Below are 22,636 nucleotides of genomic sequence, written 5' to 3' on the forward strand. Positions count from 1 at the left end.
AAATAAGTTATTTTAGGTCCTTCAATTGTAGTTGTATAGATGTATTTCCATTCCATGTATTTTCATCAAGCTGATAAACAATATCAAACTCTTGTTGTACATGTTCTATTTTATTTCCTAAGCTAAAACCGATAGCTCCAATACAGTTTTTAGGATTTCCTTGAAAAACAGTTAGTTTTAAGTGAGTTTTATCTTGTCCAACCTGTTTTCCATAACCATTGTCTCTTACTGAATTAGACTGAAAAATAGGTCTTCTATTTAATGGGCCGAAGGGAGCCATTTGATTTATTATTCTGTAGAATTTAGGAGAAATATTACTAAGGTGTAATTCTGCATCAATTTCAATTTCAGGTTCTAATAGTTCTTTTTGAATCGTATTTTTTACAACTTCTTCAAATTTTGATTTAAAAGCGTTGTAATTTTCTGGTTTTATAGATAATCCAGCAGCATATTTATGTCCACCAAATTGTTCAATGTATTCAGAACAAGCATCCAAAGCATTGTAAACATCAAAACCTTTAACAGATCTTGCAGAAGCAGCTAAAAATTCACCACTTTTTGTGAAAACTACTGTAGGGCGATAATATGTTTCAGTTAATCTTGAAGCAACAATTCCGATAACGCCTTTATGCCAACTTTCATCGTAAACAGTGGAAGTGAAATTATGCTCTTCACTGTTTGTTTCTATTTGATACAAAGCTTCTTTTGTAATTTCCTGATCTAACTCTTTTCGATGTGCATTAAACTCTTCAATTTCTTTTGCAATATTTCTTGCCAAGTCAAGATCTTCAGAGATTAATAAATCTACAGCGTAGCTAGCATGTTTAATTCTACCAGCAGCATTAATTCTAGGAGCTATAATAAAAACAACGTCAGTTATAGAAAGTTCTTTTTTATTTATGTGCTGGGTTAACGCTTGAATACCTATTCTCGGAGTGGCGTTTATCACTTTTAAACCGTAATAAGCTAAAACTCTATTTTCACCAGTCATAGGAACAATATCTGCTCCAATAGCAGTAACGACTAAATCTAAAAAGGGTAGTAAATCGTCTATAGTTTGTTTCTGTTGTAGTGCTATTGCCTGAATTAATTTAAATCCAACACCACATCCGCAAAGTTCTTTATAAGGATATTCACAGTCTATTCGTTTAGGATTTAATACAGCGACTGCATCAGGTATTTTTTCTCCAGGTTTGTGATGATCACAAATAATAAAATCGATACCTTTTTCTGTAGCGTAGGCAACTTTTTCAATGGCTTTAATTCCACAATCGAGAGCAATGATTAAAGAGAATTCATTATCGTGAGCAAAGTCTATTCCGGCAAACGAAACCCCATATCCTTCTTTGTATCTATCAGGAATATATGTTGCTAAATAAGGGTGAATATTCTTTAAGTAGGAATACATTAATGAAACAGATGTAGTACCATCAACATCATAATCACCATAAATTAAAATTTTCTCTCCATTTTCTATAGCTTTTTCAACTCTAGAAACAGCTTCATACATATCTTTCATTAAAAAAGGATCATGAAGATCTTCCAAAGAAGGTCTAAAAAAATGTTTAGCTTCATCAAAAGTTTTGATCCCTCTTTGAACTAAGATTTCAGCTAATTTTAAATCTATATTTAATTCATTAGCTAAAGTATTTACAATATTAAAATCAGGTTTGGGCTTTAAAGTCCATTTCATAGCGAAAAAGTCATGCTGTTAGTTGTTGAAAATAATTTCTGTAGTCACTTTTGCAAACTGACGAAACATTTCCATAACTCCACAATATTTCTCAATAGATAAGTTCACTACTTTAGTTAGTTTATCATGATCTAAATTGTTACCCTCGAAAAAATATTTTACATGAACTTTATCATAATATTTAGGATGCTCTTCTGTTAAGTTAGCTTCAACGACTATTTTTAAATCATCGAAAGAAACACGCATTTTTTCAGCAATCATAACAACATCTAATCCAGAACATCCAGCTAAAGAAGATAACATTAATGCTTTAGGGGAAGCTCCAACAGAATTACCGCCGTTTGCAAAAGAAGTATCCATTAAAACTTGTGCTCCATTTGGGTTGTCACTTTGAAAAAGTAAATTTTTCTTCCATTCTGTAGTTACAATATTCGATGCCATGTGAGATTTTTTTTGTTACTTGTATTAAATTACAAAATTACTTAAATAAAAAATAATTATGCCATTAGTAACCCCCTTAGATCCGAATCACGATGAGGAGACAAAAAGGTTATCAGATTTTTATAATGAAACATTAGGATTTTGTCCTAATTCAGTTCTTACAATGCAAAGAAGACCAGAGATTTCTAAAGCTTTTATCAACTTAAACAAAGCTGTTATGGCAAATCATGGTCGTATAACTTCTGCTTTAAAACGTATGATTGCGTGGGTAAGTAGTAATGCTACAGGTTGTAGATATTGTCAAGCACATGCAATTAGAGCTGCTGAACGTTATGGAGCTGAACAAGAAAAGTTAGATAATATTTGGGAATATAGAACGCATTCTGCTTTTTCAGATGCTGAAAGAGCTGCTTTAGATTTTTCGTTAGCTGCTTCGGTAGTACCTAATAATGTAGATGAGTCGATAAAGACAGAATTATACAAATATTGGGATGAAGGTGAAATCGTAGAAATGTTAGGAGTAATTTCTTTATTCGGATATTTAAATAGATGGAATGATTCTATGGGAACAAGTATTGAAGACGGTGCTGTAGAAAGTGGAGAACAATACTTAGGAAAGCACGGTTGGAATAAAGGTAAACACCAATAAGATTTACGCAAACTTTAATACTAAAAACTCGTAGCTATACGAGTTTTTGTTTTTTTACGTTAACTTATATACCAAATATTAATCTAATGAAAAACTACAAGTATATGAAAACCTAAAAAACAAACTTCAAACGAAAATTATCTAGTTTTAGATAATAAAAATGATCCCCCTAAGAAAATACTAAAGAAATAAACAGTCCCCTAAAACCCCAAATAAGAATAAATTAGTATATAAATTAATTAACTATTTCTACATAGTTAAACAACAGTTTTATTGTGTAACTGTTTGTACTTCATATTTTTTTTGATTCCCCTATTTCTTCATAATAGGTTATTAAACAACCATATTTAAAAGACATTTAAAACTAAAAATCATGAAATTAATTGATGTAAGAAACATTATCGTTTCTTTCTTCATTATTGCTATAGGTTATGCTCAAACTACTTCAGGAGAGCTTAAAAGATGGCATAAGATATCACTAACATTTAACGGACCCAATACTTCTGAAACCGCAAACCCTAATCCGTTTTCAGATTATAGATTAGAAGTAACTTTTACTCATAATTCAAGCAATAGATCATACACTGTTCCTGGTTTTTTTGCTGCCTGTGGAAATGCTGAGGATAATAGTTGTTCATCTGGAAATAAATGGAGAGTTCATTTTACTCCAGATCAAACTGGTCAATGGAGTTGGACAGCTTCCTTTAAAAAAGGTGCAGACGTAGCTATTAATGGCGGCGGAACTAGTGCAGGATTTATGAATGGAGCTTCAGGAAACTTAACCATTACTGAATCTAACAAAACCAGAAGAGATTTTCGAAATAAAGATTTAGGAAGATTACAGTACATAGGAGAACATTATTTAAAGCACACTGGAACTAATCCTCAAAATCCGAATGGAAAATGGTTTGTGAAAGCTGGTGCCGATTCACCTGAAAATGCATTCAATTATGTTGATTTTGATGCTACACCAAGTTATACGAATAACTTAAATAAAATAGGTAGTAAAACTTGGCAACCTCATCAACAAGATTATGTAGCAAGTGATGCTAGTTCGTATACCTGGGCTAATGGTAAAGGAACAGAAATTTTAGGAATGGTAAATTATCTGCATAACCAAGGAGCAAACGTAATGTCGTTTTTAACTTGGAATACCAGTGGAGATTGTGGTGCTGTTTTTCCTCATATTTTAAAAGTTTCTTTACAAGAATATGGAAACACAGGAAGATCGCAACAGTGGAATAAAGTACATAAAGATCGTTTCGATGTTTCTAAAATGGCACAATGGGAAAAAGTGATGCAGTATGCAGATCAAAAAGGTATCTATCTTCACTTTAAAACCATGGAAACTGAGAACGATAATAAGATGGATGGTAATACTTTTGGAAGACAACGAAAACTGTATTACAGAGAATTAATCGCTAGATTTTCTCACCACTTAGCACTAAACTGGAACATTACTGAAGAAACTACTTTGCCTAATAATGTGGTAAAAGCTACAGCAACTTATATAAAGCAATTAGATCCGTACAATCATAATATTGTTATTCATACGTATCCAGGAGAAAAAGATCAACGTTATACTCCACTTTTAGGAAACGCATCAGATTTAACAGGAGCATCTTTACAATCGAATCAGAATTCAATTCATAATGATGTAATTAACTGGTTAAATAAATCTAGAGCTTCTGGGAAAAAATGGGTAGTCGCAAATGATGAGCAAGGTTCTGCTTCACAAGGAATTCGTGTATCTGATAAAGATGTAAGAAAAAAAGTGCTTTGGGGTACTTTATTAGCAGGTGGAGCTGGAGTTGAATACTACAGCGGTTATTTAAATGATGATGGAGATATTAATGGTAACGATCATAGAAAAAGAGGTAAGAAATATAAAGAAGGTAGCTATGCATTAGATTTCTTTAATGAAAACTTACAATCTTATTTAATTGATATGATTAGTGCTGATGGTGTAACTAATGATAATGGAGATTTTGTATTTGCAAAAGCTGGTGAAATTTATGCGGTTTACAGACCAAATGGAGGTTCAACAGGTTTAAGTTTACCAACAGGAAATAATAAATACAATGTGCAATGGTTTAATCCAAGATCTGGAGGTAATTTATCAGCTAAACAAACTTTAGGAAATAATTTAGTTGCGCCAGATAATAACGATTGGGTAGCTTTGATTACCAATAAAAACGGTGGTGGAGATACTGGCGGAGGTGACGGAGATTGTGCTGCTTTAGAACAAAATGGAGTAGTTGCTGTTGAGGCAGAGCATTTTCTAAGTCAGTCTAAAACTGGAAAAAGACAATGGTATAAGAATACAGATAGTAATCTACCGGGTCCAGATCCAGATGCTTTACATACAAACGGAGCTAGTGAAAGTGGATATTTAGAGATTTTACCTGATACTAGAGTTACACACGGAGATCCTTTAGTTAACGGAGAAAGTTTTTCAAATACTCCAGGTCAAGTTGCGATTATTAATTATAGAGTAAAGTTTACAACTCCTGGTAAATACTTTGTTTGGGTAAGAGCTCATTCGACAGGATCAGAAGATAATGGTGTTCATGTTGGTATTGACGGAACATGGCCAGAATCTGGACAAAGAATGCAATGGTGTACTGGTAAAAATGCTTGGACTTGGGAAAGTAAGCAGAGAACTGGTGCAAATCATTGTGGAGAACCGCAAAAGATTTTTATCAACGTTCCTACGGCAGGTATTCATACAATTTCATTTTCAATGAGAGAAGATGGTTTTGAAATGGATAAATTTGTGTTATCTAAAACATATACAAAGCCAACAGGTGTTGGTCCTGCTGAGGTATTAGTGGATTGTGGTGGAAATAATCAATCGCCTCAAGTTTCAATTATTTCGCCAGTAAATGGTAACGAGTTTACTGTTAATGAACCGATACAATTATCAGCAAATGCTTCCGATTCAGACGGGAATATTGCTAAAGTTGAATTCTTTTCAAATGGAAACTTAATAGCAACTGAGAATACAGCTCCTTATAATACTTCTGTAACGATAGCTCAAACAGGAAACTATGAAATTACTGCAAAAGCAACAGATAATGATGGAGCTACAACAACATCAAATTCTGTTTCAATAGAAGTAAAAGGAGTAAGTGTAGCTATTCAATTACCAGGAAATTTTGAAGCAGAAAATTATTCGAGTAAATCAGGAAGTGTAAAAATTGAAAATACACCAAATTCAACAGGTAAAAATCTAGGTTTCATTAAAAATGGAGATACTGTTTCTTACAATGTGAATGTTAGTAATACAGGAGATTATTTGTTTGAATTTTACGCGTCAAGCAATGGAGTTGGAGGAGAAATAGAAGTTTTAGATGATGGTATTTCTGTAGGTAGTGTTGCTATTCCGGTAAATAATACTTGGCACAATTACCAAAAGTACAGTGTAAGTGTTCGATTAACTTCTGGAACGAAAGCTTTAAAGTTAGTATTTAAAGGAGCTACAGGTTATTTGTATAATCTAGATAAGGTAATTGTGAAAGCTGAACAAATTCTAGATCAAGACTTAGAATTGAGTCCTATTCATGATTCATATTTACAAAATGGTAAGAATTTTAATTCTGACATGATCCGTATAGAAAGTGGAAAAAGAGTTGGATATTTATTGTTTGATCTTTCTGCTGTTTCTGGAGTGGTGAAAAAAGCTTCGTTAACTTTTATAGTATATTCAGATGCTGGTAGCGGAGCGTTAACTGTGCATAAAGGTTCGAGTTCTAATTGGACTGAAACATCGCTTTCAAATGCAAATAAACCTAATAATAATGGTGTTCTTGGTCAAGTAAATACTTCTTTTGGAGTTTCTAAAGTGGTGACAATTCCTTTAGATGCTTCTAAAATTACAGAAGATCAATTGAGTTTAATTTTAAGTTTAAGTGGAGGTAATGATTTTGCTTTTGCTTCAAAAGAGAATGCTACAGTAGCTTCAGCAAAATTAAATCTAACTTATGGGAGTGTTGCCAATACTACAAATAATGAGAATGTAGAAGTGACTCTATTTCCAAATCCTATGACTAATGTTTTAAGAGTTTCAAATGCTAATGAGGTTTCAAAAGTGAAATTATATAATCAATCTGGAGCTTTAATAAAGCAAGTGGAAAATGTAAAACAACCAGTTGATATTTCGGAAATTCCGAAAGGATATTATATCATAAAAATTTATAATAAAGCAGGTAAAGTTATTTCAAGCAAAAAAGTGATTAAAAAATAATTTTATCTAATGTTTTAAACTGGATAATGCCGCAACTAATATAAATTAGTTGCGGTTTTTTTGTCTTGTATAAGTGATGTATGTGCTTATGTATAATTTCACTGAAAACAGGGTAATACGTTAATATGCCATGTTTTAATCTTGTGGAATCAAATTATTAATAATCCCAATGAAACTTTTATCAAAAATTAGCTATTTAATATTGTTTATTAGTAGCTTTCATCTTTTTTCGCAAACCATAGACAGTAATGGTTGGACAAAATTAAATCCCGAAAATGCTTCTAAAATTATATATGTTAGTAGCGAAGAAGGAGACGACGATACCGCCGAAATATATGTTCATACCGATGGAGTAGTAGGTGCTGATCCTTTTTTACCAAGTGCATCAATAAAAGCATTTAAAACAGTAAAAGCAGCAATAACAAATGTTACCAACGGTGAGGCAGCGTGGATTCTTTTAAAAAGAGGAAATACTTTTACAGAAACATTAGAACCAAAAAGTGGAGCATCAGCTACAGCTCCTTTTGTGTATGCAACTTACGGAACTTCAAAAGAATTGCCTTTAATTTTATTAGATGGAAAAATAGGATTTAGAAGTTTAGGGGAATTGAATCATTTTTACGTAATAGGAATTGATTTTTACGCAAAGAAAAGTGATCCAAACGATATTGAGTTTACTTCATTTAAAGGAAATATTCCTGGTTTTTTTATATATGGAGCATCTGCAGGAACTGTAAATGATGTTTTAGTAGAAGGTTGTGCTTTTCGTTTTACCGAAGGTTGTAATATTTCGTCTAAAGAATTAGGTGGAGTTACCAATATTAGATTAAGAAGAAACTTGTTCTTTGATAGTTATGCTGCTGACAGCCATTCGTCGGGTATTTTTACAAATCAGGTAAACGATATAACTTTAGAAGAAAATATTTTTGATCATAACGGATGGTATCAAAAATCGTTAGCAGGTAATAACGATCAGAATGGAGGTCAGGCTACTATTTTTAATCACAATTTATATTTTAGTTCCGTAAAAAATACGGTATTTGACGGTAATTCTTTTTACAGACCAAGTAGTATTGGAACAAAATTTACAGCGAATAAAGGAGAAGGCAGTAGTACAGATATTACAATTACAAACAACTTTTATTACGATTGCGAAATAGGAATTTCGTTAGGAGGTAATGTGCGTACAGGTGCTTATCGATTTAAAAACTTATTGGTAAATGATAATGTATTTAATTCGTTAGGAGAATCTAAACAAACAAATAGAACTTTAGGTTGGGCTATTGAGATTGATGATTGGGAAAATGGAATTTTTAAAGATAATTTTATTGTACATCAAAATGTAAATGAAGCTTCTCATTTTGGAGTTGGAATGTATTTAAGAGGTGAGAATAAAGATGTACAAATTGAAAACAACATACTTTACAACTTAAAATCAACCAATTATATTTATTTAGATAAAAGTGAGTTTATTAACAGTACTTTAAGTGATAACATTGTGCACAATACTCACGATCGTTCGAAGCATGTTTTTGTAAATAGAACTTTTACCTCAGAAGATTTAGCTTTTTCAGGGAATATTTATTCTGGTCAGGGAGCAACACCATCGTTATATATTCAAAGAGATTTACAAAGTGTTGGTAATTGGAAAGATAAAACATCAGAAGAGATAACGAATACAACATTGCCAAATTATGTAGATCCTGATAGATCTTTCGAGCGATATATTACTGAAGTATTAGGGTTAGATTCTTTAGAAACATTCTATAAGAATCTTCGTAAGTTAAATATGCATAACTGGAAAAATGAATATACAGCTATTGAAATTAATAGATGGATTAAGGAAGGATTCGAGATTAACACCGGTGCAACTGTAGCTGTTACTTCGGTAGCTTTTAATGAAGATCAAGAGAATATAGCTATAGAAAAAAATAAAGAGTTACAATTATTTCCAATTATTCAACCAACAAATGCGACCAATACAAATGTTGCTTGGATTTCTAGTAATGAATCTATAGCAACAGTAGATGCTACTGGGAAATTAACTTTTTTAACCACAGGAAATGTAACAATTAAAGCTGTTGCTGAAGATGGAGGATTTGAAGCAGAAAGTAATATTACTGTTTTAGCAGAAGCAGATGATACAGTAGCGGTAACGGGAGTTTTTGTAGCTGAAGAACAAAAGTTTTTAACTATAGATCAAGGAAATGAATTATTGTTGTTACCACCAATTATAAGACCATTTAATGCTACCAATAAAAACTATACATGGACATCTAGTGATGAAAGTATAGCTACTATTGATGCAAACGGGTTAGTAAAAGCATTGAATGTAGGCGAAGTGATACTTAGTGCAATTACTGAAGATGGTGGTTTTACGGCAAAAGTAAAAATGATTATAAGTCCTAAGATAAATAATACTACTTATAAAGAATTTGTGTATAAACAAACAGATGGAAAAGATGTTAATTTACGAGTGTATTATCCGGATTCTTGGGTAAATACTGATAGAAGAAAAGCAATTGTAATGTTTCATGGAGGAAGTTGGGTGTCTGGATCGTATTTTCAAATGTTTCCATGGTGTAATTATTTAGCATCGCAAGGAATGGTAGCAATATCTGTTTCTTATACTTACGGAAGTGTAGAAAGTTGTGTTTTAGATGCTAGAAGTGCTATGCGTTGGGTGCGATCTAACAGTAATATGCTAGGAATTAATCCGAATGAAATTTCAGCAGCTGGAGCTTCTGCAGGATCGCATATTGCAATGTCTACTTTTTTGTCTGAAGGATTAGATGATTCTAATGATGATTTAAGTGTGTCTCCTAAACCTAATGCTTTCTTTTTAATAGATCCGGCTATAAAAATACCAACAGATGATTATAACGAAATAAAAGCAGATTGGGGAGAAGAGATTGCCAAGTTAACAGATCCTATTTCATACAAAATATATGGTTCAGACTTTCCTCCAGTAATATGTTTTTCAGGAACGAATGATGGAAGAGTGTCAGAAGCACACCAAATGGTGCAATATTTACATTACAAAGGTGTACCTGCTAGTTTATGGTTAGGTAGTGAGCAAGTTCATGGTTTTGCAGATAAGTCTGAATGGTTTGCGAGTATCATGAATAGAATTCATAATTTTTTTAATGATCAAGGTGTTTTACCAAATGCATATCCAATAGAAATTAAAAATCCGAAGTTAACATTCCATGATTTTGCAGGAGATAAGAAAGGTTTATTTTCACCTGCTTCAATAGTAAGTTTTCCAACTGAAAAAGATCCATCTGTAGCAAATAATTTAATTAATAACGCTGGTTTTTCAACTAGTGATATAATACCAGGAACTCCGCATGATGAAGATGAAAGTAATATGTGGTTTACAGAAAGAGGTTATACCTCTGGTGAAATTATTTTTGATTTAGGCGAAGCAAAAGATATAGATCAAGTTCATTTATGGAACTGGAATAGCCCTGCACAATCGGTTAAAACCGGGCTAAGAGATATAGAAATCTATACATCAACTACAGATGATATTGATGATTTTACCTATGCAACTAAAATTGCTATTTATCCTGGAGGTAATTTTGCTCAAAATTTCGATGTTAAAAAGGAAGGAGTAAGGCTTGTGAAGTTTACTATTTTAAATCATTTCAACAGTGCTTTTCAATCTATGGGATTAGCAGAGGTTAAGTTTTCTGGAGTGGAAAGTACATTAAGTACAACAGAAGATATTTTAGAAAAAGGTAATGTTCCAATTTTAAAATACAACATTGGTGATGGAAAATTTGAAATTCATAATAATCATCTTTTAGAATTAAATACCGTTGACGTTATTAATTTAAGTGGAGCTTTAATTCGTACGGTAAAATTGACAGATGGTTATGGTTCTATTGAAGGTTTATCAAGCGGAATGTATTATTTAAAGTTTAAAAATGATGCTAAAAAAGCTGTAGCGGTAGAAAAATATATTAAGAATTAATAAGAAATCAATTAAAAGGAATAATAAAAAAGGCTATTGATGTTAGTCAATAGCCTTTTAAACTTTATAGTGATTTTGAAGATTAGTTCTTCTTTAATAAATCTCTAATTTCAGCCAATAAGTCTTCTTGAGTTGGTCCAGCAGGAGCAGCAGGAGCTTCCTCTTCTTTTTTCTTCATTGCGTTAACACCTTTTACAATCATAAACATTACAAAAGCAACAATGATAAAGTCGATTACATTGGTTATAAATTCACCATACAATACGGCGACTTCACCAGATACTTTTCCAGAAGCATCAGCTACGCCTTCTTTAACTACATACTTTAAATCTTTAAAGTCAGCATTAAAGATTAGGCCAATTAATGGAGAAACAATTCCTCCAGTGAATGAAGAAACAACTTTGTTAAAGGCAGCACCCATTACAAAACCAACTGCAATGTCTACTAAATTACCCTTCATGGCAAAGTCTTTAAACTCTTTTAACATTCCCATTTGAATAGATTTTTTAAATATTAATTACTGGTTGTAATTTAAGAATTTTTTAACGTTTCACAAATCTTTTAATTCGTTGAGATAGAGCTGTTAATATTTCGTATGGAATGGTTTTGCATTTGTGAGCCATGTATTCAATATGTTGTTGATGGTTAAAAAGAATAACTTCATCTCCTTCTTTACAATCAATTGTTGTAACATCTACCATTATCATATCCATACAAACGTTTCCAATAATAGGAGCAGGTTTATTATTAATAATAACAAAACCATTTTTATTCCCTAATCTTCTAGAAATACCGTCAGCATGTCCAATCGGAATTGTAGCACTTCGAGTAGGTCTACTAGCAACAAAAGCTCTATTGTAACCAACTGTTTCTCCTGGTTGAACCATATGGATTTGAGAGATAATAGTTTTTAAACTATGTGTATTTTTAAGGTTGGCCGTTTCTTTAGGATCATTTCCAAAACCATATAACCCAATTCCTACACGTACCATGTCGAATTGAGCTTTTGGATAGTTTACTACTCCAGAAGTATTTAAAATATGTAGCATAGGTTCGTAACCTAAATGCTGATAGATTTGTTTTACAATATATGCGAAGTTATTAATTTGATTTACGGTGAATTCTTGCTCATTAAGATCTTCACTAGCTGCTAAATGAGAAAAAATAGATTGTACAATAACATTGTTAGATTTCTTTAGTGTAGAAATAATGTTAGGTACATCAGAATGCCAAAAACCTAATCTATTTAACCCAGTATTAAATTTGATATGAATCGGATAATTCATCAAAGGAACATCATTAGCATAATTTAAAAAAGCTTCAAAAATTTTGAAATTATATAAATTAGGTTCTAATCGATATTTAACAATAGCTTCAATATTTGGTATTTGTGGATGTAGTACTAGAATTGGAGTGTCAATTCCTGCTTCTCTTAAAGCGATACCTTCATGGCTATAAGCAACTGCAAAATAATCCACATGATCTTTTACAATTTTAGCTATTTCAACAGCTTCACTACCATAACCAAAGGCTTTAACAACAGCTAAAATTTTAGTTGTAGGCTGTAATCTCTGTTTAAAGTAACTAAGGTTATGCAAAACAGCATTTGCATCAATTTCTAATACGGTAACATGGTTGTTCATTCTTCCTCTTCTTTAAGTTGAGCGTTTTGCTCTTGTATGGCTTTGTAGTAAGCAGCTCTACTAAGTGGTTCGTATTCTTGAGTTTCACCTAAAAGTACAATATTATCACTTTCAGCTTTTCTGAAACTATAATGTGCTAAGTTACCGGTTCTTGTACAAACCGCATGAACTTTAGTTACATATTCTGCTGTTGCCATTAAAGCAGGCATTGGCCCGAACGGATTTCCTTTAAAGTCCATGTCTAAACCAGCGACAATAACTCGAATTCCTCTATTAGCTAGGTCGTTACAAACGGCAACAATTTCATTGTCAAAAAACTGAGCTTCATCAATTCCTACAACGTCAACATTGTTAGCAAGCAATCTGATATTTGCTGAAGCTGGTACTGGTGTAGATCGAATTCTATTGTCGTTATGAGAAACTACTTCTTCCTCATCATATCTTACATCAATAGCAGGTTTAAAAATTTCAACTCTTTGTTTGGCAAATTTTGCTCTTTTTAATCTACGAATTAATTCCTCAGTTTTCCCCGAAAACATTGAGCCGCAAATTACCTCTATCCACCCAAACTGTTCTGTATGATTTACTGTATTTTCAAGAAACATTTTGTAATTTTAATGCTCAAATAATTATTTTTGTCTTACATTTCGATAAGGGAACAAATTTATTAAAATTTAAGAGCAAAAAATAAAACCTACTCATAACTTATGCACAAAAAATTGGCTTCAGACCTAACTAGTTTAGCGCATAGCATTTTAAAGATGAAGAACAAAGAAGATGTTTTTGCATTAAAAGAAAAAGCATATGAAGTTTACGAAAAGTTAGCCGTATTGGCTTATGTAGAAGAGTATATTAATACAACACCTCAGGCAGAAGAAACTAAAGAAGAACTGATTGAGGTAGTTACGCAAATTGAAACAGCAAGGAATAGTAATGTTGTAAATCAAGAGGAAGAAATAGTTGAGGTAATTGAAGAAAGACCAATTGTTAATTCAATTGAAGAAAAATCTGAAGTTGTTGAAGAAGTTCTAAATGTTACAGAACAAAATGACGTTGAGGTAGATGTTGTAGAAGAAAACTCTATTGCTGAATCAACAAATGAAAAAGTAGAGTTTATAGAAGAAACTGAAGTTATTACAGAAGAAGTTGAAGAAGAAATAGAAATAATTGAAGAAACTCCAATATTTGTAGAGTCAGCAAAAGAGGAAGTTGAAGTTTTAGAAGAACAAATTACTGAAGAAACTACAGAAGAAGAACTTCCTGAAGTTATTGAAGAGATTATTGAAGAACCAACTTTAATTCAAGTAAAAGAAGAAAAAGTTGAAGGTAAACTTCAAGAAATAGAAGAGCAACCTTTTGATGAACTTGAAAATTTATTGTTTGGAAACGATGATCCTACAATTTTTGATGAAGCTAAATTTATTGAAGAATTAAAAGCACCTGAAGAAGAGAAAAAAGAAGAAGTACCTACAGAATCGAAAATACCTACTTTAGAAGACGAATTAAAAGATACTTTGCCAGTAGATGTAATGGCAGATTTATTTCAAAAAGTAGAACCTAAAAAAACTGTAAATGATCATTTACAGTCTACAATACAAATTGGACTTAACGATCGTATTGCTTTTGTGAAACATTTATTTGATGGGAATCAAACCGATTTTAATAGAGTGGTTTCGCAATTAAATACATTTAAAACAGAAAGAGAAGCTAAAAATTTTATCAGTAAGATGGTGAAGCCAGATTATGATTGGAGTACAAAAGAAGAATATGAAATACGTTTTTTAGAAATAATAGAACGTCGTTTCGTTTAATATAAAAGATAAATTAAGATAATGAAGATTGAAGTTTCTAACGGAGAAATAATAGATAAGTATACCATTTTAGCAATTAAGTTAACTGAGATAAAAGATCAAAACAAACTTAAAAATATTCAAAATGAATATGATGTATTAACACCAGTTGTAGATCATATTTATAATGAAGTTTCAGATCAAGATGAATTGAAAAAACTACACAATGATTTATTAGAGATTAATAAAAAATTGTGGAAAATAGAAGATGATATTAGAGAGTGTGAGCGCGCTAAAGATTTTGGTGAAACGTTTGTTAATCTAGCTCGTGCAGTATACTTTACTAACGATGATCGTTCAGTAGTTAAAAAAGATATTAATACGTTAACTGGTTCAGATTTAGTAGAAGAAAAATCGTACGAAGATTATAAGTAAAAAATAAAATGTTATGAAAAAGGCTTTATCAAAATTTTTAACTTCTTTAGGTATTTCAGGATCTAAAGAAGTTAAAAGTATAGAACAAAGTAGTTCTCGTTCTCAAAAAATAAGTGATATTAAGTTTACAGATCAACAAGGAAATGAGATATCAAAAGAGGAATTATCACAAGCTACAGGCAGGTATAATTATGCCGTTTATAGCATAAATAAATCTTCTGATAAGGCTAAAGAATTACATCAAAAAGCAAGAGAATATGGGCAGAAAGGAGATTATGCTGAAGCTATAAGTCATCTTGAAGAAGCTATACAAGACTCACCTGAATGGGCTTATCCGTATTATGATTTAGCTTATACATATTTGTTAAATGATGATTTTGAAAAAGCGTTAAAATATTATGAGTTAACAGATAAAGTGGCTCCAAATGGTTTTTTTACCTCTAAAACAGCTATAGATGTTTTAAGAAAAGAAAAAACAGGAGTTTTTAGTGAAGGATTGTATAAGAACTATATGACTTTAGAGTGGATCGATAATCCACAAGAAAAGGTTCAAATGTTAAAGTTATTAGTTGATAATTTTCCTTCTTTAGCTCCGGCTTGGAAAGATTACTCAAATTTTTTAGAAGGAGAAGAAAGACTTCAAGCTATAGAAAAGGGATTAAACGAGAATCCAGATATTGAAACTGAAGGAGTTCTTACTATTAATAAAGCTTTAGTTTTAAATTTAAACGGACAGTTTAATGAAGCCAAAGAATTATTAATGCAAGTTATATTCAACCCTAAATCTACTTTCGGAAATCAAGAACTAGCAAAATTAGTACTGAACAGCATTTCTGAAGAAAATAAGAAAAAATAAAATGTTTGTAAAAAAAGCGAGATCAGTTTTATATGTAATTTTAATATCACTGTTGTGTTTCAGTTGTCGTTCAACATACAAAACGCAAGCTTTTTTACAAGATAATATTCCTGTTAAACCAGATTATACCAAAGAAAGTTCTTGGGCAGTTCTACCAACCAAATATCAAGAGAATTTTAAAACTTATGCGTCTAATCGTTTAGATACATTACAAGCTGATGTTTTTTATGTATATCCTACTTTAAACACAAGTAAAAAAGATATCCGTTGGAATGTTTCAATTATAGACAAAGAACAAAATAATACAGTTTTAAATAAAGCTGTGTTAATGCAAGCTTCAGCTTTTGCAACTTCAGGTAAAGTTTATGTCCCGTTTTATCGTCAAGCTCATATTCGTTCTTACAGATTATTCAACAAAGGAGGAAAAGAGGCTCAAGATTTAGCATATTCAGATGTTAAAAGCGCTTTTGAGGTGTATTTAAAGAAATACAATAAAGGAAGACCAATTATTATGGTTGGTCACAGCCAAGGAACAACGCATACAGTACGATTATTAAAAGATTTTTTTGATGGAAAAGAATTACAAAAAAAATTAATTGCAGCTTATATTCCAGGAATTAGAGTAAAAGAAAATGAGTTTTCGTCAATAAAACTAATGAAATCTCCAAAAGAGACTGGAGGCTTTATTTCATGGAATACGTACAAGAAAAATCATTATCCAAAAAAAGATAAAGATTGGTATAAAGGATCAGTAACTACAAATCCAATTACTTGGGATCAGTCTACAACAACTGTATTTAAAGATCACAAGGGTTTCTTATATACAAACGGTAAAATTTACAAAGAAGCATTAACAATCCAAATTACAGATGGATTAGTTTGGAGTACAAATCCGAAGTTTCCATTGCGTTTCTTTATGTCGTTTTTAAAAAATTATCATGCTGGAGATATAAATTTATTTTGGCAAGATATTAGAGAGAACGCTGAGTTGAGAACGAATACTTGGTTGAATGTCAATTAAAAATAAAATTCTTGTGTAACAAAAAATTATAGGTGTCGTCTTCATTACAAAAACCAAGTATTATGAAACGATTAATAACCACTATTTTAATTTGTATCGCATTTGCGATTAATGCACAAAACACTGCTTATTCAGATTTTTATAAAGCGAATAAAGATGAAAGTCAATTCTCAATGAGCGTTCCTGTTTCTTTAGGAGGTTTCTTTTCTGATGAAGAAGAAACGGAAGAGTTCGAAGAATTAATGAAAAAAGCAGAACATTGTAAAATTGTTATTTTTAATAACGAAAACAATACAACGGAAAGAAACTTTAAAAAGTTCTCAAGAAAAAAAGGATTGAAAACTTTGATGAAAGTTAGAGACGGAAAAGATAAAGCCGGAATATTTTTTATTGAGAAAGATGATTTGGTTAGAGAGATTATTATTAGAGCGAATAGTGATGAAGAAAAAATGGTGATGATTGGCTTAAAAATTACTTTAACTAAAGATGAGTTAGCATCAGTTGTAACTAAAATTTCGAAAGATCAATAAGCAATAGCCTTTAATAAAATTTAAATATAAAGTAAACCAAGTTTTTTATGAAAAGAATTGTAACAGTAGTACTAGTATTTTTGGCAGTAGCAATTAATGCTCAAAAGATATCATTCAAAAGTTTTTATAAATCTCATAAAGAGAATGCAGAAGTATCGTTAAATGTTCCAGGTTTCATTGCAAGAATGTTTATTGATAGTGATGATTTAGATGAAGAAGAAGTTTTAATTAAAAAGGCAAGAAACTTTAAAATATTAACTTTTACAGAAAGAGTAGATAGTGTATCTAGCGATTTTAAAAGTTTTGTTGAAAGTAGTAACTTAAAAACTTTAGTAAGAACTAAAGATGGAAAAGATAAAGCAGAGATTTTCTTTTTAGAGCATAAAAATAAAATTCGTGAAATTATTATTATGACAGAAGATAAAGGAGATGAGTTGGTCTTCTTAGGGTTAAAAACAAATTTATCTAAAGATGAGTTTAGTTCTTTAATTACCGAAATGGAAAAATCTTAAAATTGAAAAAAGCTTCTCGTTAGAGAAGCTTTTCTTTTAAACTTTCAACAGTTTTTTTGCTGTTTCCAATAAAGATTTCTTTATCAACAATAAACACAGGACGCTTTAAAAAAGTATATTCATCAAGTATGTATTGTTTATAATCATCTTCAGTTAAATTCTGATTTTTTAAATCCATTTCTCTATACAATTTAGCTCTCTTGTTAAAAAGAGCTTCATAGCTTTTAGAAAAGCTATACATTTCTTCCAATTGCGAAAAAGTAACAGGATCCGATTTTATTTCTTGTTTTTCAAAACCTTCTAGGTTTACTTCTTTTAAAATTCTTCTACAAGTATCACAAGTTTGTAAAAAATAAACTTTCTTCATGGTATTAAGTGTATCTTTATAAACGCTAAAATAGGCAGAAAAATGAACACACAATTTGATATTTTAAGAAAATCTAGAGAACTTGTTTTAAAAAGAATAGAAGGTTTAACTCACGAGCAATTACATAAAATTCCTGAAGGATTTAATAATAATATAGCATGGAATGTTGCTCATTTAGTAGTAACTCAACAATTATTACATTATAAATTATCAGGTTTACAATGTTTAATTCCAGATGATTTAATTGAAAAATATAGAAAAGGAACAGCTCCAACAGAAGAATTATCAGTAGAAGAGTTTGAAGAGGTTAAAGAATTGTTAGCTGGTTTGCCAGATACTTTAGAAGAAGATTACAAAGAAGGAATTTTTAAAGAATATACAGAGTACCCAACAAGTACAGGATACGTGTTAAGTTCAATCGATAATGCAATTGCTTTTAATAATTTACACGAAGGAATTCATTTAGGAGCAATAATGGCATTATCTAAATTAGTATAAATCTAACTTTACTTGATGAAGTTTAATACAAAAGCCATACATGGTGGTCAGCAACATGAAGAAGCTACAGGTTCAGTAATGACACCAATATTTCAAACTTCTACATATGCACAATCTAGTCCAGGCGTAAACAAAGGATATGTGTATTCACGTTCAGCAAATCCCACAAGAACTGCTCTAGAAAACGCTTTTGCATCTTTAGAAAACGGAACGCATGGTTATGCTTTTGCTTCAGGTTTAGCAGCTATAGATTGCGTTTTAAGGTTGTTAAAACCAGGTGATGAAGTGATAGCTGGAGACGATTTATATGGAGGTACGTACAGAATGTTTACAAGGTTATTTGAAAAATACGGACTCAAATTTCAATATGTAAATATGGATGATCCAAGTAATGTAGTTAATGCTATTACTGAATCTACTAAGTTAATTTGGATTGAAACGCCAACAAATCCATTAATGAAAATTGCTGATATTGAAGAAGTTTCAAACTTAGTGAAACAGACAAATAAAGATATTTTAATTGCTGTTGATAATACTTTCGCAACACCTTATTTACAACAACCGTTAGATTTAGGAGCCGATATTGTTATGCATTCTGCTACTAAATATTTAGGTGGTCATTCCGATTTAGTTATGGGAGCTCTAATAGTAAAAGATGAAGAGTTAGGTAAAGAGCTTAACTTCATTCAGTTTGCTGCAGGAGCAATTGCAGGTCCTATGGATTCTTTCCTCGCTTTAAGAGGAATTAAAACATTACATGTTCGTATGCAAAGACATTGTGAAAATGGAAGAAAGGTAGCTGAATTTTTACGTGATCATAAAAAAGTAGGAGAAATATATTATCCAGGATTTCAAAGTCATGGAAATCATGAAATAGCTAAAAAGCAAATGAAAGATTTTGGAGGTATGGTTTCTTTCCGGTTAAAAGATGAAAGTAAATCTGCTACTTTTAAGTTTTTAGAACATGTAAAAGTATTTACTTTGGCTGAATCACTAGGTGGAGTAGAGAGTTTAGTTAATCATCCGGTAAGCATGACACATGGTTCAATTCCTGAAAAAGAGCGTTTAAAAATGGGAATTACAGATTCTTTAATTCGCTTAAGTGTAGGTATAGAAGATATAGAAGATTTGCTTTCAGATTTAGATCAAGCATTAAATAAATAAAAATAAGTTCCTCATTATGAGGAATTTTTTTTTGTTAAAAAATATACCAATTGGTATATTTTTATATATTTGCCTTATATGTTGAAATCTGAGAAGACAAGATTACATATTATTGAAACGGTTGCTCCTATATTTAATAAGAAAGGATATTCAGCTATGAGCTTATCACAAATAACTCAAGCAGCTGGTTTAACAAAAGGAGCTATATATGGGCATTTTGAAAGTAAAGAAGAGTTAGCAATAGAAGCTTTTCGTCATTGTATCCGTACCGTTTTAAAAGATTTAAATGCACATGTTGCAAAGGGGAAAACAGCGTTAAATAGATTGATTAATGTTTCTAGTTTTTATAAAAACTATTATAGTTATTGTAAAAAATTTGGAGGCTGTCCAATATTAAATATTGGTGTTGATTCAGAATATCAGCAAAATTCAATATCTAAATTAGTACGATCTTATAATGAGCGAATTTTAGAAAAGTTCACAAATTTGATAGAAGTAGCTAAAGAAACAAATGAAGTTAAAAAAGATGTTGATAGTGCTGTTTATGCAAAAAGATTTTCCTATATGATAGAAGGAGCAGTGTACATGTCTCATATAATGAAAGATGAGACTTATCTATTTGATTTAGCAGAGGTGATGAAGAAGATGATAGATAATGAATTGAAAAATTAAAAAAATTTAAAATAAAATATACCGATTGGTATAAGTTTAATTTAATCCCAAGTATGTTTATTGAAAAAACATAAACAAAACCAGCTCGTAAGAGCCAAACCAAACTAAATTAGTTCTTTAGTGTATTTTAATTTGTTAACGTTGTCTTCAAGGACTAATAATTGAAGGCAGGCTTAAACTATTTGAAAAGATTGTACAACCATTTTTAAACAAACAAACTTCTAATAAGAATAAAAAGTTTACGATTTTCGAAAAAAGGTATAAGCAAAAAAGCACCCGTTCTGGGTGCTTTTTTATTGTATTAAAGTTGTAGCCGTTTTATTTAGCTTCAGCGTATCTTCTTTCAACTTCATTCCAGTTGATTACTTTAAAGAAAGCATCAATATAATCTGGTCTTCTGTTTTGGTAGTTTAAGTAATATGCATGTTCCCAAACATCTAATCCTAAGATAGGAGTTCCTCCACAAGTAACACCAGGCATTAATGGGTTATCTTGGTTTGGAGTAGAACATACTTCTACTTTACCACCTTTGTGTACACATAACCAAGCCCATCCAGAACCAAATTGAGTAGCTGCAGCTTTAGAGAAAGCATCGATAAAAGCTTCTTTAGAACCAAATTCAGCTTCAATAGCATCCTTTAATTCGCCAGATAAGTATCCTCTATCTTCTGGGTTCATTACTGTCCAGAATAATGAGTGATTATAAAAACCACCACCATTATTACGAACTCCAGCATTGCTCATATCTAAGTTCGTTAAAATATTTTCGATAGATTTACCTTCTAAATCTGTTCCTTCAATTGCAGCGTTTAATTTATTTGTATATCCATTATGATGCTTAGAGTGGTGAATCTCCATAGTTCTTGCATCTATATTTGGTTCTAACGCGTCGTAAGCGTATCCTAATTCTGGTAATTCAAAAGCCATAATTTTTGTTTATTTGATTACTAATTAACTAATACGAAGTTACCATAAAAAAATAGGACTAACAATAGTTAGTCCTATTTGATTCTTATATAGTAATAAGATAAAATTATAGTAATAATAAACGATTATTATTCAGAATATTCTCTCATAAATTCCTCAGCTTTCTCTACCATATTTTTACTTCCACAGAAAAAAGGAATTCTTTGATGTAGCTCTGTTGGTTGAACTTCCATAATTCTATTAAACCCATCACTTGCTTTTCCTTTAGCTTGTTCCGCTAAAAATGCCATCGGATTACATTCATATAATAAACGAAGTTTACCATTAGAGTTTTTAGAACTTTTCGGATACATATATATTCCGCCTTTAATCATATTTCTATGGAAATCAGAAACTAAAGATCCGATATACCTACTTGTATATGGTCTGTCACCTTCTTCTTCTTGACAGTATTTTATATACTTTTTTACACCAATAGGGAAATGAATATAATTTCCTTCGTTTACAGAGTAAATTTTTCCATCTTCAGGAAACTGAATGTTCGGATGTGATAAATAAAATGTACCTATAGCTGGATTTAAAGTGAAACCATTTACACCATCTCCAGTTGTATATACTAACATTGTTGAAGTACCATAAACCACATAACCGGCAGCAACTTGTTCACTACCTTTTTGTAAGAAATCTTCTAGTTTTACAGGAGTTCCTACAGGAGTAACTCTTCTATACACAGAAAAAATTGTACCAACCGAAACATTTACATCAATATTAGAAGAACCATCTAATGGATCTATTAATACAACATATTTGTTTTGATGATTCTCATCTTGACTGTTAACAATAATAAAATCATCTTCCTCTTCACTGGCAATTCCACAAACAATATTTCTGTTAGTTAATGTTTGAATAAATTTATCGTTTGCATAAACATCAAGTTTTTGCTGATCTTCTCCTTGAATATTAGTTTCACCAGCAGCACCAATAATATCTACAAGTCCTGCTTTATTAACTTCATGATTCACAACTTTTGCTGCTAAACGAATGGAGTTAATTAAACGAGATAATTCACCTGAGGTATATTTAAAAGAAGCTTGATTTTCAATGATAAATTCGCCGAGGGTCTGATTTTTTTTAGCCATAAAGAGTACACTGTTTTATCTATTTACAAAGATGATAACTTTGTTTTATAACTACAACGTTTTAGTTTAGTATT

Annotated in this window: 20 protein-coding genes; 12 read left to right on the top strand and 8 right to left on the bottom strand. The window is 31.1% G+C overall.

Going from position 1 to position 22,636, the window contains the following annotated elements; all coding sequences use genetic code 11:
* Positions 1 to 7: 7 nt before the first annotated feature.
* Both recJ and Q1A46_RS01030 read right to left on the bottom strand, forming a co-directional pair.
* Positions 8 to 1,693, bottom strand: a complete 1,686-nt coding sequence (gene recJ, locus Q1A46_RS01025; protein WP_299673067.1) for a single-stranded-DNA-specific exonuclease RecJ — start codon at positions 1,691 to 1,693, stop codon at positions 8 to 10.
* An 18-nt stretch (positions 1,694 to 1,711) separates the two neighbouring features.
* Positions 1,712 to 2,134, bottom strand: coding sequence for an OsmC family protein (locus Q1A46_RS01030; protein WP_299673070.1), 423 nt, complete (start codon positions 2,132 to 2,134; stop codon positions 1,712 to 1,714).
* Positions 2,135 to 2,192: 58 nt separating this feature from the next.
* Here Q1A46_RS01030 and Q1A46_RS01035 point away from each other — a divergent pair, with 58 nt between their 5' ends.
* The 3 genes from Q1A46_RS01035 to Q1A46_RS01045 all read left to right on the top strand — a co-directional run bounded on the left by Q1A46_RS01035 (position 2,193) and on the right by Q1A46_RS01045 (position 11,008).
* A complete protein-coding gene (locus tag Q1A46_RS01035) occupies positions 2,193 to 2,783 on the top strand; it encodes a carboxymuconolactone decarboxylase family protein (protein ID WP_299673073.1) in 591 nt (196 codons plus the stop codon).
* A gap of 373 nt (positions 2,784 to 3,156) precedes the next feature.
* Positions 3,157 to 7,029 (top strand): carbohydrate-binding protein, encoded by a 3,873-nt coding sequence (locus Q1A46_RS01040; protein ID WP_299673076.1) that lies wholly within the window; start codon positions 3,157 to 3,159, stop codon positions 7,027 to 7,029.
* Between the two features lie 169 nt (positions 7,030 to 7,198).
* The gene (locus Q1A46_RS01045) at positions 7,199 to 11,008 is read left to right on the top strand and encodes an Ig-like domain-containing protein (RefSeq protein WP_299673079.1); all 3,810 of its coding nucleotides are present in this window, start codon (positions 7,199 to 7,201) and stop codon (positions 11,006 to 11,008) included.
* A gap of 82 nt (positions 11,009 to 11,090) precedes the next feature.
* On the opposite strand, the gene mscL is transcribed toward Q1A46_RS01045, so the two are convergent.
* The 3 genes from mscL to Q1A46_RS01060 are packed head-to-tail and all read right to left on the bottom strand — an operon-like array spanning position 11,091 to position 13,256.
* Positions 11,091 to 11,501 (bottom strand): large-conductance mechanosensitive channel protein MscL, encoded by a 411-nt coding sequence (gene mscL / locus Q1A46_RS01050; RefSeq protein ID WP_299673082.1) that lies wholly within the window; start codon positions 11,499 to 11,501, stop codon positions 11,091 to 11,093.
* A 49-nt stretch (positions 11,502 to 11,550) separates the two neighbouring features.
* Positions 11,551 to 12,651 (bottom strand): alanine racemase, encoded by a 1,101-nt coding sequence (gene alr, locus Q1A46_RS01055; protein ID WP_299673085.1) that lies wholly within the window; start codon positions 12,649 to 12,651, stop codon positions 11,551 to 11,553.
* Entirely contained in the window at positions 12,648 to 13,256 is a 609-nt protein-coding gene (locus tag Q1A46_RS01060; RefSeq protein WP_095074615.1) for a thymidine kinase, read from the bottom strand. Before Q1A46_RS01060 ends, alr begins: the two co-directional genes overlap by 4 nt.
* A 102-nt stretch (positions 13,257 to 13,358) precedes the next feature.
* On the opposite strand from Q1A46_RS01060, the gene Q1A46_RS01065 reads away from it, so the two are divergent.
* The 6 genes from Q1A46_RS01065 (at position 13,359) to Q1A46_RS01090 (ending at position 17,795) form a co-directional block, all read left to right on the top strand.
* Positions 13,359 to 14,462, top strand: coding sequence for a hypothetical protein (locus Q1A46_RS01065; protein WP_299673090.1), 1,104 nt, complete (start codon positions 13,359 to 13,361; stop codon positions 14,460 to 14,462).
* Positions 14,463 to 14,483: 21 nt separating this feature from the next.
* Complete coding sequence (locus Q1A46_RS01070; RefSeq protein ID WP_299673093.1) at positions 14,484 to 14,876, top strand: DUF6165 family protein; 393 nt, start codon at positions 14,484 to 14,486, stop codon at positions 14,874 to 14,876.
* Positions 14,877 to 14,889: 13 nt separating this feature from the next.
* Positions 14,890 to 15,732, top strand: a complete 843-nt coding sequence (locus Q1A46_RS01075; protein WP_299673096.1) for a lipopolysaccharide assembly protein LapB — start codon at positions 14,890 to 14,892, stop codon at positions 15,730 to 15,732.
* 1 nt (position 15,733) lies between these two features.
* Positions 15,734 to 16,753 carry a DUF3089 domain-containing protein gene (locus Q1A46_RS01080; protein ID WP_299673099.1) on the top strand — a complete coding sequence of 340 codons (1,020 nt, stop codon included), beginning with the start codon at positions 15,734 to 15,736 and terminating at the stop codon, positions 16,751 to 16,753.
* Positions 16,754 to 16,815: 62 nt separating this feature from the next.
* Positions 16,816 to 17,283, top strand: coding sequence for a DUF4252 domain-containing protein (locus Q1A46_RS01085; RefSeq protein ID WP_299673102.1), 468 nt, complete (start codon positions 16,816 to 16,818; stop codon positions 17,281 to 17,283).
* A gap of 47 nt (positions 17,284 to 17,330) precedes the next feature.
* On the top strand, positions 17,331 to 17,795 hold the full coding sequence (locus Q1A46_RS01090; protein WP_299673105.1) for a DUF4252 domain-containing protein: 465 nt from the start codon (positions 17,331 to 17,333) through the stop codon (positions 17,793 to 17,795).
* A 19-nt stretch (positions 17,796 to 17,814) separates the two neighbouring features.
* Here the strand turns inward: Q1A46_RS01090 and Q1A46_RS01095 are convergent, their stop codons facing one another.
* The gene (locus tag Q1A46_RS01095; protein WP_299673108.1) at positions 17,815 to 18,162 is read right to left on the bottom strand and encodes an arsenate reductase family protein; all 348 of its coding nucleotides are present in this window, start codon (positions 18,160 to 18,162) and stop codon (positions 17,815 to 17,817) included.
* Between the two features lie 42 nt (positions 18,163 to 18,204).
* Between Q1A46_RS01095 and Q1A46_RS01100 the strand changes: the two genes are divergently transcribed.
* The 3 genes from Q1A46_RS01100 (at position 18,205) to Q1A46_RS01110 (ending at position 20,496) form a co-directional block, all read left to right on the top strand.
* Positions 18,205 to 18,660: a DinB family protein gene (locus Q1A46_RS01100; RefSeq protein WP_299673112.1), complete on the top strand. Its 456-nt coding sequence runs from the start codon at positions 18,205 to 18,207 to the stop codon at positions 18,658 to 18,660.
* A 15-nt stretch (positions 18,661 to 18,675) separates the two neighbouring features.
* Positions 18,676 to 19,824 (top strand): cystathionine gamma-synthase, encoded by a 1,149-nt coding sequence (locus Q1A46_RS01105; RefSeq protein ID WP_299673114.1) that lies wholly within the window; start codon positions 18,676 to 18,678, stop codon positions 19,822 to 19,824.
* 78 nt (positions 19,825 to 19,902) lie between these two features.
* Entirely contained in the window at positions 19,903 to 20,496 is a 594-nt protein-coding gene (locus Q1A46_RS01110) for a TetR/AcrR family transcriptional regulator (protein WP_299673116.1), read from the top strand.
* A gap of 318 nt (positions 20,497 to 20,814) precedes the next feature.
* On the opposite strand, the gene Q1A46_RS01115 is transcribed toward Q1A46_RS01110, so the two are convergent.
* Together Q1A46_RS01115 and fbp are read right to left on the bottom strand one after the other, a co-directional pair.
* Complete coding sequence (locus tag Q1A46_RS01115) at positions 20,815 to 21,423, bottom strand: superoxide dismutase (protein WP_299673118.1); 609 nt, start codon at positions 21,421 to 21,423, stop codon at positions 20,815 to 20,817.
* 128 nt (positions 21,424 to 21,551) lie between these two features.
* A complete protein-coding gene (gene fbp, locus Q1A46_RS01120) occupies positions 21,552 to 22,562 on the bottom strand; it encodes a class 1 fructose-bisphosphatase (RefSeq protein ID WP_299673120.1) in 1,011 nt (336 codons plus the stop codon).
* Positions 22,563 to 22,636: the final 74 nt, after the last annotated feature.

Origin of the sequence: uncultured Tenacibaculum sp., from assembly GCF_947502995.1 — a bacterium.
GTDB lineage: Bacteria > Bacteroidota > Bacteroidia > Flavobacteriales > Flavobacteriaceae > Polaribacter.